The organism is Allocoleopsis sp., from assembly GCF_036703385.1.
Classification (GTDB): Bacteria; Cyanobacteriota; Cyanobacteriia; order Cyanobacteriales; family Coleofasciculaceae; genus Allocoleopsis.
This window is the reverse complement of record NZ_DATNPA010000037.1, coordinates 1-13,119: the sequence shown is the minus strand read 5'-3', so window position 1 is coordinate 13,119 and position 13,119 is coordinate 1. Positions and strand designations below refer to the sequence as shown.

General features: G+C 45.8%; 13 protein-coding genes. 7 read left to right on the top strand and 6 right to left on the bottom strand.

Annotated features, from left to right (window positions below):
• The 3 genes from V6C93_RS02010 to V6C93_RS02000 form a co-directional block, all read right to left on the bottom strand.
• Positions 1-310, bottom strand: a 310-nt coding sequence (locus tag V6C93_RS02010; protein WP_333474968.1) for a class I SAM-dependent methyltransferase, incomplete at its 3' end; no start/stop codon positions are given.
• A gap of 117 nt (positions 311-427) precedes the next feature.
• Positions 428-1,240 (bottom strand): group II intron maturase-specific domain-containing protein, encoded by an 813-nt coding sequence (locus tag V6C93_RS02005; RefSeq protein ID WP_333474969.1) that lies wholly within the window; start codon positions 1,238-1,240, stop codon positions 428-430.
• 128 nt (positions 1,241-1,368) lie between these two features.
• Entirely contained in the window at positions 1,369-2,352 is a 984-nt protein-coding gene (locus tag V6C93_RS02000; RefSeq protein WP_333474967.1) for a response regulator, read from the bottom strand.
• A gap of 232 nt (positions 2,353-2,584) precedes the next feature.
• Here V6C93_RS02000 and V6C93_RS01995 point away from each other — a divergent pair, with 232 nt between their 5' ends.
• From V6C93_RS01995 to V6C93_RS01985, 3 genes are all read left to right on the top strand, one after another.
• On the top strand, positions 2,585-3,679 hold the full coding sequence (locus tag V6C93_RS01995; protein ID WP_333474966.1) for a RuBisCO accumulation factor 1: 1,095 nt from the start codon (positions 2,585-2,587) through the stop codon (positions 3,677-3,679).
• A gap of 424 nt (positions 3,680-4,103) precedes the next feature.
• Positions 4,104-4,817, top strand: a complete 714-nt coding sequence (locus tag V6C93_RS01990; RefSeq protein WP_349262594.1) for a DUF305 domain-containing protein — start codon at positions 4,104-4,106, stop codon at positions 4,815-4,817.
• 309 nt (positions 4,818-5,126) lie between these two features.
• On the top strand, positions 5,127-6,851 hold the full coding sequence (locus tag V6C93_RS01985; RefSeq protein ID WP_349262593.1) for an efflux RND transporter periplasmic adaptor subunit: 1,725 nt from the start codon (positions 5,127-5,129) through the stop codon (positions 6,849-6,851).
• Positions 6,852-6,908: 57 nt separating this feature from the next.
• On the opposite strand, the gene V6C93_RS01980 is transcribed toward V6C93_RS01985, so the two are convergent.
• On the bottom strand, positions 6,909-7,049 hold the full coding sequence (locus tag V6C93_RS01980) for a hypothetical protein (RefSeq protein ID WP_333474963.1): 141 nt from the start codon (positions 7,047-7,049) through the stop codon (positions 6,909-6,911).
• 882 nt (positions 7,050-7,931) lie between these two features.
• Between V6C93_RS01980 and V6C93_RS01975 the strand changes: the two genes are divergently transcribed.
• From V6C93_RS01975 to V6C93_RS01965, 3 genes are all read left to right on the top strand, one after another.
• A complete protein-coding gene (locus tag V6C93_RS01975) occupies positions 7,932-8,156 on the top strand; it encodes a hypothetical protein (RefSeq protein WP_333474962.1) in 225 nt (74 codons plus the stop codon).
• A gap of 78 nt (positions 8,157-8,234) precedes the next feature.
• The gene (locus V6C93_RS01970; RefSeq protein WP_349262592.1) at positions 8,235-9,881 is read left to right on the top strand and encodes a peroxidase family protein; all 1,647 of its coding nucleotides are present in this window, start codon (positions 8,235-8,237) and stop codon (positions 9,879-9,881) included.
• A gap of 145 nt (positions 9,882-10,026) precedes the next feature.
• Positions 10,027-11,226, top strand: coding sequence for a catalase (locus V6C93_RS01965; RefSeq protein WP_333474960.1), 1,200 nt, complete (start codon positions 10,027-10,029; stop codon positions 11,224-11,226).
• 84 nt (positions 11,227-11,310) lie between these two features.
• Here the strand turns inward: V6C93_RS01965 and V6C93_RS01960 are convergent, their stop codons facing one another.
• Positions 11,311-11,487 carry a hypothetical protein gene (locus V6C93_RS01960; RefSeq protein ID WP_333474959.1) on the bottom strand — a complete coding sequence of 59 codons (177 nt, stop codon included), beginning with the start codon at positions 11,485-11,487 and terminating at the stop codon, positions 11,311-11,313.
• 9 nt (positions 11,488-11,496) lie between these two features.
• Positions 11,497-12,099, bottom strand: a complete 603-nt coding sequence (locus V6C93_RS01955; RefSeq protein WP_333474958.1) for a hypothetical protein — start codon at positions 12,097-12,099, stop codon at positions 11,497-11,499.
• A gap of 300 nt (positions 12,100-12,399) precedes the next feature.
• On the opposite strand from V6C93_RS01955, the gene V6C93_RS01950 reads away from it, so the two are divergent.
• On the top strand, positions 12,400-13,119 hold a 720-nt coding region (locus tag V6C93_RS01950), incomplete at its 3' end, for a WD40 repeat domain-containing protein (protein WP_333474957.1).

Genomic DNA, 13,119 nt, shown 5'->3' with positions numbered 1-13,119 from the left:
CAAGAGGAGGATACTGGTTTTTAGCTCGTTGATTAGCGATCGCTAACAATGCAGATGAAAAATCTACTCCATAAACCTGACCTGTAGCTCCCACCCGCCGCGCCAAGAGTTGGGTTAAATCACCACTGCCGCAGCATACGTCCAAACAGGTATCTCCTGGCTGGGGATTACTCCATTTCACCGTCATCTGCTTCCAAATGCGGTGTTGTCCCACACTTAACCAATTGTTCAACTGGTCGTAAACGGGGGCGATGCGGTCAAATAAATCACGTATTTCTGACGCAGGCGGCGTCATAGGGCGATCGGTCATTCGATTTTGGATTTTGGATTTTGGATTTTGGATTAACCCACAGTTGACACTCCGCTGGCTAAGGTCAGGTAGTCACCTACCTGCCTCGCCTACAGAACCGGACGTGAGACTTTCACCTCATCCGGCTCCTCGATGACTTGGGTAACTGTCAATACTACCCCCAACCGAACCATCTTCGGTTGTTTTTACATCGTGGCAGTGTTTGTGTAGGAGCTGGAGATTGTTATATTCATCCTTACCACCTTTTGAGCGGGGGATGTTATGGTCGATTTCCCATATATCTCCATCTCTGAAGAACAGTCCGCAGTGGTTACACTTACCCTTTTGTCTCTTCAGTAGAATTGCCTCTTTTGTTGAGATTTCAGGGTGTTTTCCCATTCTTGAACTCCAGTAAACTAGGTTGGCGTCGTATGGTAACGATTCGCCTTTAACTTTCACATGACGCACGATTGGCGTGTCGGCATGATTGAGTAACCGAAGGGGTGTTTTTTCCTCCTTCCTGGTTGCGAATACCCAGTTATCACCGCCTATGGAGTGCCAATATCTTTTAGCAACCCATCCTCCATTCTTTAGAGGGTGACGGCGTTTGGCCCAAGCTCTAAGCTTCTGGTATGTGAGGTCATCGAGGTCTGAGTAAGTCTTCTTGCTTACAACAGTTGCGTAGTAGTTTGCCCACCCCCGAATAATCGGGTTTAGTCGGCTGATTAGCGCCGCTTTTGGAATCCATACTCGCCTGGTTGGGCTGACCTTAGAACCCAGTTTTAGTTCCTTTACTAGCCTTAAACGTGCTACTGGGGATAGGGATTTAATACCATCCACTCCTGCCGTTTTCTTGCCAGTATTATCCTGGGTCACTCTACGAACCGCTGCACCTGCGGGGTAGGATTTGAGTGTTCTAGGGTACTGACTCTCACCTACATGGTCATTCAGTTGTCAAGGTTCTATATCCTTGCGGCTAATCCCCCTAAGCCTTATTTGGCTTGGTTTCTAGCCAACGATTCGCACCTCTGTACCTACGTCAGTCCGCCTTATATCCCCGTCCTCTTATGATCGGGGTTTTACGGCGCTTTCCGATAAGAACGGGTACTGGTTAACGCTAACCCTACCTGCTGCGCCGCCAGATGAATCAGTTTGATCTCATCCTCTCGCAAATGCGTTGTTTTTTGCTGCCACTGGAGCGATAGCACCGCCAGGAGTTCATCTCGGTAGATAATGGGAACAAGCAGATGCATATAGATACCAGCGCTTTGGTAATATTCCGCATCGGCGGTCGGGTTCGACCCTGGAGTATTTACCCAAAGCTGTAGCTCTTGATTGGCCTGAGATGTAGCTGTCGCCTCGCTGATCGCCGCCTGAGCAAGGGGGTCTTTTTCCAGCGCCGTTTCAAGGGTGTCAGATTTGGCGTAAATTCCCCGGACTGCTGCCAGTTGATTATCTTCCACTAGCTGCAAGATGCAGGCATCTGCCGAGAAGTTTTCGCCAAACGCTTTGGCGATAGGTTCCAGACAAGCATTTAAACTCTCTGACTCCTGAGCAGCCTGAACAATCGCGACTAGTAGCGCCATTTGTGCCTGTGAGCGTTGCAGTTCCTCTGTCCGCTGCTTGAGAAGTTCATAGGATTCAGCAGCACGTTGCACCACCGATCTCAACTCATGGGGGTCCCAAGGCTTCGTGATATATTTGAAGACCTGTCCGGAGTTAATCGCTTCAACCAAATCCTCAACGTCAGTAAAACCCGTCAAGATGATCCTCACGGTGTCTGGAAACTGAGGAACCGTTTTGCTCAAAAACTCCGTTCCCTTCATTTCTGGCATCCGCTGGTCAGAAATGATCACGGCGACTTCCCCTGAAGTCGATAGCACGGATAGAGCGTTGACTCCACTGTCGGCTCTAAGAACCTCAAAATCACGGCGGAAGGTACGGTAGAGTAGATCCAGATTATCTGGCTCATCGTCTACCACTAGCATTTTAGGTTTTTTGGGTCGCTCTAAGCTCATTAACTGACGTCTGATGTGAGCAAAATTAGGAATAACATCATCCATAACAATAAGATAATCCCCCTATGGCGAATCTAGGCTAGCAAACTGCCGATCGCAGGTTGAAGCGAGGTTTATATGGGCGTGAAATACAAACCTTTTGAAGAACGAAAATTTTGGGGTTAAGGTAAGTCCTCGGTTGTCCTGCCCGCTTCTCCTGTAAATATTATTAATATCCAGTTCAAGATAAATTAATGTCATCTTTTTACTTAAACGTACTGTTAATTTTGCCTAGATCATGACTGAAATACCACCAGGGACTCCCGAACACCACTCTCAACCTGATGCCGAAAGCATCAATGCTGAGGATTTAATTCTATTGCTGCGACGCAAGATCAGTAACTGGGTTGAGTGGGGGAAAGCGTGTCAGCAGCTACAAAAAGTAGGCTACAGTTCCCAGAAGATATTTGAAGAAACGGGGTTTGAGCCAATTCAACAAAATCAAGTAATCGTGGCGTCTCAGGTCTACACAACTTTGATTAATGCAGGGGTATCCGATGCAGTGCGATCGCGCTTTGAGCGGACGGGTAGCGATTCGTTATATGAGTTGCGTATCTTAACACAAAATGAGCGTGCTGCGGCTGCCGAATATATCGTCGCCAGAAATCTGGACTCGGAGGGAGCGCGTGAAGTTGCCAAAGCGGTCAAAGAGTTCTCCCGCAGAAGCACTCTACCGGAAGGTTTTTCCAATCATCCCGGTGACGCAGTTGCCTATGAGTATTGGAAAGTCGCTCGGCAACAAAAGGAATTGCAAGAGCGATCGCGTTTAATTGCACGCGGTTTAATGTTTGCTCATAGCCAGGAGGCGCGGCAACAAATTGAAAAATTACTGACCGAATTAGCGGGCGGCGAAAGGCGTCCGGCTCCCCGATTACCGTTCTACCGTATCGAAGCCGACGAGCAACAGCCCCGTCTGCTGCCAGTCGCAGGAAAGTTTCCGCTGAAATCAGATGACCTGAAAAAAGTCCCCGACCTTCAAAGCTCAGGTCCCTTCCAACTGGCACAGGTTTCTGAGCCGCAAACCCTCGTCGCGATACCAGGCTGGCAAGTGATCTGGAAGGCACAAGACCCTGTAGGGATTTTGTGTAACACTAGCCAACTGCCCAATCAACAAGCTGGTAAATCCGAAGAGGTCATGGTAATTATTGACCGTGAACAGAGGGAATGGGACGGCGACAGCTACTTTGTCGTTGACCAATCAGGACAGCTAGAAATTGAGTGGTTTCAAGATGCCCCAGAGGTCAAGCTATTAGGACGCATTATCCTTGTGCTACGTCCGAAGAAATGGCTTGATGAAAATCTAAGTCGAGATGTCTGGCAAATTGATGAATAGTGCTTTGGATTCTGAACGGCTTTGATGCCCTGAAGCTTCTAACTACTGACTTAACTGAAGAGTGGAAGAAGGCAGAAGTAGGAGGGTAGATGGCAGAAGGGAACCAATGGGAAGGGGATTGGAACCCCTACTCCCTCTCAATTGGAAGCCACCCAATCTTTGATTGGGGAGAGGCTTCATACCCTTACTTTTTTCAGTCGTGGGCAGAGGACGAAGGGTGCCTCCTGCCTTCTGCCTTCTGCCTTTCTTGGTCATTTCATCCGGATTTCATTTCGTTGCGCCAAGCTTAAGAGTAAGACGGCTTTGGCACCGAGAAATGCGCTAGTAGATGCAAGATATTGGGGTTGACTCTCCATTCAACTGGAGAGTCAAGACTAGTAAATAATGAAGTTTTTGAGTAAGGAGCAAGATGGCTCTAAAGTTGATGCAACCCATTTCAGTCAAAACAAGCTTTTTGGCGTTTACGTTTTTTGCGATCGCTTCGGCGACAAGTGGAGTTCTCACAGGCTGTTCTACTGCTGCCCAAAACCAAGCTCAAACCGAAAATACCTCCACGAAACAGGCTGGTGATAAGCAGGATACGATGCATGGCGGTAGCATGAATCATGGCAGTGGCATGGATCATAGTATGTCTATGGATTTAGGCCCTGCTGATGCTGACTACGAGCTGCGGTTTCTCGATGCGATGATTCCACACCATCAGGGTGCTGTTGAGATGGCTCAAGAGGTGCTTGCCAAATCTCAGCGCCCCGAAATGAAAAAGCTGGCTCAGGACATCATCGCCGCTCAGAAGCGCGAGATCAACCAGATGAAACAGTGGCGAAAAGCTTGGTATCCAAAAGCCGACAGCAAACCGATGGCTTGGCACGCCCAAATGGGTCACATGATGGCGATGTCTCCCGAACAAATGCAGGCGATGATGATGAAGGGCGATTTAGGAGCAGCCGATGCCGAGTTTGATTTGCGCTTCCTCAATGCCATGATTCCTCACCATGAAGGTGCGCTTGTCATGGCTAAAGATGTGCTGAGTAAGTCTAAGCGCCCCGAACTGAAGAAATTGGCTCAAGAGATTCTGAGTTCACAACAGGAAGAAATTGACCAAATGAAGCAGTGGCGAAAAGCTTGGTATAAGCAGTAATCGATGGAAGTGATTTCATCCTGATTTCATTTCTCTAGGAAGACTGATTAGAGAGCTTACAAATTCGGTACTTTTCGTGAAATTTCTAAAAGCGCACTGAGTACACCTCGTCCTAAAAGGGGTACGGAAAGCGACTAACGGATAGATATTCTCTCTTCCAAAGAATAACGATTCTGTAATTTCCTTGCCCTATTAATGGTGAGGTGTACGCAGGCGAACCACCTCCGCGTGTAGAAAATAAATACCTGGGTCAAATCCATTCTTTCGCCGCTACTGGAGTTCCCTCGGTACTTAAGGACATTTCTAATGATGCGTCCCTCTAACCGTTCCCAACTTCCTGTGCCGCTCCATTACGCTTCTGGAGCAATCTTGAGCCTTGTCTTACTATCTGCTCCTAGCGCTGTTTTCGCCCACGCCGGACATGGAGGACATGAGTTTCAGGGCGGAAACGAAGCGGTACAGCCTTCCGATGCTATTCAGGTCGATGCCGAAACAGCTAAACGGTTGGGAATTAAGGTTGAGCCAGCCAAACGTCAGCAGTTGGCTGTTGGCATTAAAACCACCGGTCAGATTGAAACCCTGCCCAATAAAAAAGTAGAGGTGACTGCACCAATTCCAGGAAAAGTTGTTGAGTTGTTGGTGGAACCGGGTGCTTCTGTAAAAGCAGGTCAACCCGTTGCTGTCTTAGCCGCACCCGACTTAGTGGAACTGCGCGTCAACTCTCAGGAAAAACGGGTGCAGGCTCAAGCCGATTTGCAAAAAGCGCAAGCGGATTTAAATCTAGCTAGAGCAAATCTAGAGCAACAACGTCAAATTGCAGCCGCAGACATCCAACAAGCTAACACTGAAGTTAAGGTCGCTCAAGAAAAGTATGACCGAGACAGGGAGTTGGCGAGTGCGGGAGCACTGCCACGACGACAAATGCTGGAATCGGAAGCTCATCTAAGAGAAGGTCAAGCTCAACTCGTTAAAGCCAGCAGTCGCCGGGAAGTTTTGGACGCTGAAGCTCAACTCAAACGCGCCCAAGCGGCTGTTGAGGCGGCTCAATCTCAGCTGCGTCTAAGCGATACGGCCTATCAGACTCGCCTCTCTCAACTGGGAACTCGTGCGAATGAGAAGGGATTGGTGACGGTAACAGCTCCTATTTCTGGTACAGTTAGCGATCGCGAAGTTACCCTCGGTCAAACCTTCGAGGATGCAGGTGGTAAGCTGATGATCATTGTGAATGACAATCGGGTTTATGCCACCGCGAATATCTATGAAAAAGATTTAGATAAAGTTCAAAAAGGGCAACGTGCGATTACCCAAGGGGTAGCGCCAAGAGTGATCGCAAAAATTGCCAGTTTGCCTAACCGTACTTTCAGTGGACAAATTGCAGTGATTGGCTCAGTGGTGGAAGGCGAAACGCGGGTGGTGCCAGTGAAAGCCGAACTGGACAACGCTGGGGGAGAACTCAAACCGGGGATGTTTGCCGAACTAGAAGTCCTAACAGAGCGGACGGCAACAGCGATTTTAGCCATTCCCAGTTCAGCAGTGGTTGATGCGAATGGCAAGAAATTGCTCTATGTCCAAAATGGTGATGCATTTCAACCTGTAGAAGTCACGTTAGGTCAAACATCCGGGGACATGGTTGAGGTGAAAACGGGTCTATTCGAGGGGGATTTGGTAGTTACCCAGCGTGCACCTCAACTGTATGCTCAATCTTTGCGAGGGGGTAGCAAGAAACCAGAGGCGAAGAGCGTTGCACCCGTACCATCCCAAGCGACTAATTCAAGTAAGAGCGGCTCTCAGTTGCCTTGGTGGTTGGTGGGAACCGCGGGAGGAGCTGCGATCGCAGTCGGTTCCTTCTGGTTAGGTCGTCGTACCAAACCTCAGGTGACATCGGCATCCAACGTACTTGTTTACGATACCAACAACGGTGCTACATCTCCCAATGGAAAAGCTGAGTTATCAGAATCATACATGGGGAAGTTTTGTGAATTGCCTGTGCTAGCGGAAAGCGATCGCCATCACTCTGAAAACAATCATCATTAATCGCTCACCTTTAAACCGCAGTCCGGCTAGAATCTCAGCACAACCAGCAATATTTTGTCACTGTCCCCTGTCATGAATTGTAGCGGCTCGTTCCGCCACCTGTGCCAGCAACGCTTGAGGAAAGTCGGTTTGCGTCAAAGTAGCTAGGGGCAATAGTCCTGGGTTAGCGATAAATGGTGCGGAGTCTTGCTCCCACAAGTGGAGCGTCCGGTCTTGATACTCTTCAGCAAAGACTATCTCATCAGTTATACCGATTTCCTAAATCGTTGCTACAGATACTTTTCTTGTTCCCTCCTTGATAAGGGGGGCTAGGAGGGTCAATTTGTAGCGCTATTTTATGAAATTGGTATTAGTGATTGGCAAATTGGTATTAGAGGCGATCGCTACTTCTAGTGGGAATTGCCTTGCCTTCAGTTGGAATAGGCAAGCTCTTTCTTCGTGGTAGTGGGAGTAGAGTACCTCACATTAGATGCTGTCATAGGCTTGTAGCCGTCGCGGAGCACTTCGTTGCAGCAGTGTCTTCGCTACCTTTACCCCTTGAAGAGGCTAGGAATTCAAGTCGAGCTTAACTTGTTAAAAACGTGAGGCTTTTAAGAAATTACTGTATTAACTAATGTTACTTTGTGTTAGTTTGTGCTATTTTGCTTTAAAAAATATTATTTACGCCAAAAAAATCAGCCAAATAGCTGAAGAATATTAATATCTTTGGCAGTAGAATATAAAACAAAATTCATGTGCAAGCAAAAAGCTTAAAGTTGTGAAGTTATTACTTATGACTTCAGTCGAATTTTGACAAAACTCCCAAGTTTTTAGCCATTAAATCTGAACTTGAAGGGATAGAATTCAGGAAAAATTAGCTTAGGTTTCTGGCATTTATTAAAAAGCACGTACTCTTCTTTAGCATCCCCTATCAGGGATATAATCTGGTGAAAAATTATCTTGAAAATGGAACGTAGAACTCGGAAGAGAAAATAAAATTTGAGGTTTTAGAGGTTTTTTAAGACGAAGCGCATGCTCCCAGTAGTGCTGCTACTAGTAGTATTGCGTCACTTCATCCATTGAAAACTTTGAAGGTAGAACATGAAACGTCGTGTTATTCCGACAGGTATCAATCCTAATTATGAGTGCGATTTTAAGAACGATCCTGGGTTATTCAAATTGGCAGGAATCAAGTTCCGCGAGGTGGGTGATACCATTGAAGAGTTTCATGAAAGCACGCGCAAGCGTTTGCAAAGTCGCAAGGACTATCGCCCTAAGAATCTAGAAAAAGTGATCTCCAAACTAATTCAAAATATAGAGAACTGAGAAACTTCATCAAGAGTCCAGAATTGAATACGAAGTAAGTGAGCTAATCTACAAGAATCAAAAGGAAAAGCAGAAGTCATGGCAAGAGATACATCTAGAGATGGATTTAGCAACAAAGCTTTAACCTATGCTTTGAGTAATTTCAAGCCAATTTGGGATTTAGTTCAAAGTTATGAGCCTCTGAAACGTAAAGTCAACAAATTTTTTCTTAATAGTATCATTTACAAAATTCCGACTCGCCCCCTCCCCTATAGCTTAATGACCCTAGATCCCTGCATTCCAGGGACAAACATTCCCAAGAAAACTGATACCTATATTTCTTGGGATTCACTTACAGACCGGACTTATACTGGACGACATTTACCTCCCGACCCGGAATTTAACAAAGAAGGGAATTTGCCAAAAATCGAAGATTTAAAGGTTTTATTCCAAAAAAGAGACGGAAAAACGATTTATTCTCAAAAATCGACTCTGCTTTTTCCCTATTGGGTGCAGTGGTTTACCGATACTTTTCTGCGGATCGATCAGCAAAATCGCTTCAAAAATAGCTCCAATCATCAAATTGATATGTGTAATGTTTACGGGTTGACCCGAAAACAGACAAATCTTATCAGAGCTTTCAAAGATGGAAAATTTAAAACCCAGAAACTCAAGCGCCAAGATGGCGTGGAAGAAGAATATCCACTCTTTTATTATTCCGACCCTGAGAATGGTATTGTCGATCCTCAATTTGAGGGTCTTCATGCACCCCTTAATGATGAAAAGAGACAACCCCCCGAAAAGAAAGCCAAGCTCTTTGCAATGGGAGTTGAACGGGCAAACGTCCAAATTGGCTATGTCATGCTCAACACTTTATGTATTAGGGAACATAATCGAATTTGTAATATTTTGTCAAAAAACTATCCGCAATGGGACGATGAGAGGCTCTTCCAAACCGCGAGAAATGTTCTCATGGTGATTGTTCTAAATATCATTATGGAAGAGTATATTTTCCACATCACGCCCTATAACTTTAAATTCTTTGCCGATCCTGAAGCTTTTGCCAAAGAAAGCTGGTATCGAGAAAATTGGATGGCTCTTGAATTTAGTCTGGTCTATCGCTGGCATAGTGCACTGCCGGAAAAATTGATTTATGATGGCAAAGAAACACCCATGTACGATTCCCTGTGGAATAATCAGATGTTAATTAATAAAGGATTGGGTGCATTGATGGAAGAGACTTGTTCCCAACCGGGCACCAGAATTGGTTTATTTAATACGCCTGATTTCCCAATCTCAGGAACACCCTACACATTTATTGATGCTACTGAACTAGCCAGTATTAAACTAGGACGACAGGCGCAATTAGCCAGCTACAATGATTACCGCGAAATGTGTGGTTTTCCAAGGGTGACTGATTTTAATCAAATTACGGGTGATGAATATGCTCAACAGAAATTAAAAGAATTGTATGGTCATGTTGATAATATTGAATTCTTTGTCGGATTGTACGCCGAAGATGTACGAGAAAATTCAGCAATTCCGCCTCTAGTGGCACGGTTAATTGGCATTGATGCTTTCTCCCAAGCCTTAACTAATCCTTTGTTATCACCTAAAATATTCAACAAGGACACTTTTTCTCCCGTTGGTTGGGAAATTATTCAGAATACCAAAACTGTCTCTGATTTAGTGAATCGCAATGTTCCTCCAGGCGATCGCAAGTACAAAGTCACTTTCAATCTTTAAGTTGTAACTTACAACTAAGACTCAAGGTAATTAAGGGCGCAAATACACCTGCGCCCTCACGCATTGAGCAAGACAAAGACTATCTGGTAGCAGAAAAAGCCAGAGGTCTAATGAACAAGCTGTACGGCAGCGAAAGAAGGTAAATATGAGCCAGAAGTTATTTACAGAGTATCCCGAACAGGATGAACGCAAATACTATGATCTCGTGGTCGAGCAAGTCAAGACCCGCATGGATAATCTGTATAAAGACAAAGAGCGGGCGCTGCGAGATACCCATACCAAAGGCCACGCTGCTATTAAAGGAATTCTCGAAATCTTTGACTTTGATGAGGAAGCCATTAAACGCGAATTGAAAAAACGCACTTCCTTGACCTCTTCAGAACTTAATGCCATTTCCCTTAAGCAAGGCTTGCTCTCCTTACCCAAACAATATCCTGTTTGGCTGCGATTTGCCAACGGGCGCTTCCAAGTAGAAAATGACTACGTGTCAGACACCCGCTCAATGGCAGTCAAAGTGATGGGGGTTGAAGGGGAACGGCTTGAGCAAAGCTATGAGTCGAAAACCCAGGACATTATTGTTCACAATTCGGAGTTTTTCTTTGTTAAAACCATCAGAGACTACTACGGCTTTTTTTCTGCCGTCGTTGAGTCAGACGAGGCAACAAAGAAGTGGCTCTTTCGACATCCTAGGCAGTTCTTAGCGCTCATCAAGGGTACAAGCCAGTTTCCGAAAAGTTTACTAACACAACGGTATTGGAGCAGTTCAGCCTCTGCTTTAGGTCTCAAGCCAGATTTCGATCCCTCAAAGACCGGTCTAGTTCCTGTCGAATATCCTGCTGTGATTAAATATGCGTTTACTCCAGTTTCAAGCCAACCTCCACACAACCCAATTCCATTCCAGTCTCGACCAGGAATGCCTAAACTTCCCTTTATCGATCGCGCCAAAGCACTCGGCTTAGATCCTAATCAACCCGACAATTACTACCGGGATGACCTAATTCAAGCTCTTGCAAAACCGGATGCCCAATACTGTTGGGACTTTGGGATTCAGTTCCAAACCAGCCCAAAGATGTCTATTGACGATGCCACGATTACCTGGAAGGAAAGCGAATCACCCTTCTTCACAGTCGGTCGTCTCACCGTCAAGCATCAGATCATTAATTTTGAAAAACAATACGATTTCTGTGAAAACCTGCGCTTTTCTCCCTGGAATGGTCTTTGGGTCCATCGTCCGGTTGGTTGTATAAATCGGCTACGCGGTGTTGTTTATCCCGTTGTCGCCTCCTATCGCTATCAAAAGCGAGGTCTTGCTTACCAAGAGCCAACTGGAAACGAAACCTTTTGAATAGGCTTGATAAAAGGATTGCGCCTCAGCTCTATACTCTAGTGCAAGAAGGCAGAAGGTAAGAAAGCTTGTACAGTAAGCTTTTTAACCTTTTTGAACTGGTGGGTTATTTTCGCCGCGCTGTACTAGAGCGATCGCACAGTCAGGGAATCTCATCACTGTGCATATTTCCTTGGAATTCGCTGGATGATACCCGATCGCCAAACCAGTCATGTTCGATTCTCGACACGATAGAATCTGCGATCGCTCCCCTACAGACACACCTAACTATCAACTTCTTCCAACGCCACTCGCTAAAATTCCTAGAATTTTATTCACATCTGTCAGGTAATACTCAATCAAATCAATCTCAACTACTTTCCCTTCTAGCTTTAAAAATTTCCAGTTCGTTCCTGAAGTCACAGTCCCATAAACTACCGGAATCTTATTTCCCTCACGTTCATTAAATATCTGAGCCGCTACCATTTCCGCTACACATTGCCCCAGTCCAGCCATAATATCTTCCTTTTTGGCTTCTACCAGCATCATCACTGGCGCACTAACAAAAAGCCGTTCCGAGCTACTACTAATGATGAAGTCACAAAACCCAGTCAAGCCTTTTTCTGAATCTACATTAAAATCGATGCCTGAAAATAGACTGAATTGAGATTGTAATTGCTTTCTAACCTCGATTAAGATTGGGGCGATAATCATTTCAGACCGAGCTTTTTCACTATTACTAGCGAGAGCTAAGGGGACATTATAGCGAAGAGTTTCTGCTAAATATTGACTACATTCTAACTCTGGTACTGCTGCAAAAATATCAATATCTTCAGAAGTCGTTAAATTAAATTGTTTCTTAACTCTGGATAAAGTGAATTCACTGTATGGCATTTTCGTAAGCAGTAAATGGGTGAAGTATCGAGTCCAGACACTCTCAGTTAGAAGATTAATTTGCTAAAGGAGCGATCGCACTCTTCAATTTGAGTCTTTAGGCTTTCAGGGATATAGGTAGACACGGGAATTTAGGGCAGGGGTACATGGTGTCCGCGCCAGCTTTCGTAGTGCTGCTGCCTGTGCCTTCCGTAGGAGGAGTAGAATTTTGGTTGGTAGAAGGTGTGCAAAAGCTCAAAGCAGCGCTCTGTTGGCTTGCGCGATCGCTAACACTGGTAATAGTGCAGAGGTAAAGGTGCAATGGCAGACAATTCCAATCAGCCTAGAGAATATGATGTCGTAAAAGGCTCTCAAGCCCCACCCCCACTTGGCGGTGTGATTTTGGGAGGGCTGGAAGGTGTTAGGAGTCGCTTGATGAGTGGAGTGGAAGAGCAACGAATTGCTGCACTCTCCGAGGCGCTGAAGTATGGGGAAGCAGGCTTAGACTTGGTGATTGGGGCGTTGCAGAATGAATCTTTGCAGGTAGAGCAGGCTGCATATCGAATACTGCGGAAAAGGGCAGAGCTAAGAGTTAAACAGACCTTACGAGAGTATAATCCCTGGCGACTTTTTGAGATGCTACCTTATTTTAATGAGAACCATTCAAGTATAGCTGGGTGCGTAGCCATCAGCCCGGATGGGCACATCATTGTCAGTACTGAGAACAGAACCATCAAACTCTGGAATCTGCACACCGGGGAACTGATCAGAACTCTTCAAGGGCATTCAAGGTCGATTAATTGCATAGCCATCAGCCCGGATGGACACATCATTGTTAGTGCGAGTCAGGACAAAATCATCAAATTCTGGAATCTGCACACTGGGGAATTGAGCAAAACACTCGTTGGGCATTCAGGCGGCATAGTTCGCTGCCTTGCTATCAGCCCGGATGGGCGAACTCTTGTCAGTGGGAGTTCGGACAGAACCATTAAACTCTGGAATCTACATACTGGGAAATGGCTCAGAACTCTTGAAAGGCAT

Coding starts and splice junctions, on each gene's coding strand:
- V6C93_RS01975 (WP_333474962.1), top strand. CDS start 7,932: ATGAAACGTCGTGTTATTCCGACAGGTATCAATCCTAATTATGAGTGC.
- V6C93_RS02000 (WP_333474967.1), bottom strand. CDS start 2,352: ATGGATGATGTTATTCCTAATTTTGCTCACATCAGACGTCAGTTAATG.
- V6C93_RS01985 (WP_349262593.1), top strand. CDS start 5,127: ATGCGTCCCTCTAACCGTTCCCAACTTCCTGTGCCGCTCCATTACGCT.
- V6C93_RS01995 (WP_333474966.1), top strand. CDS start 2,585: ATGACTGAAATACCACCAGGGACTCCCGAACACCACTCTCAACCTGAT.
- V6C93_RS01970 (WP_349262592.1), top strand. CDS start 8,235: ATGGCAAGAGATACATCTAGAGATGGATTTAGCAACAAAGCTTTAACC.
- V6C93_RS01965 (WP_333474960.1), top strand. CDS start 10,027: ATGAGCCAGAAGTTATTTACAGAGTATCCCGAACAGGATGAACGCAAA.
- V6C93_RS01990 (WP_349262594.1), top strand. CDS start 4,104: ATGCAACCCATTTCAGTCAAAACAAGCTTTTTGGCGTTTACGTTTTTT.
- V6C93_RS01955 (WP_333474958.1), bottom strand. CDS start 12,099: ATGCCATACAGTGAATTCACTTTATCCAGAGTTAAGAAACAATTTAAT.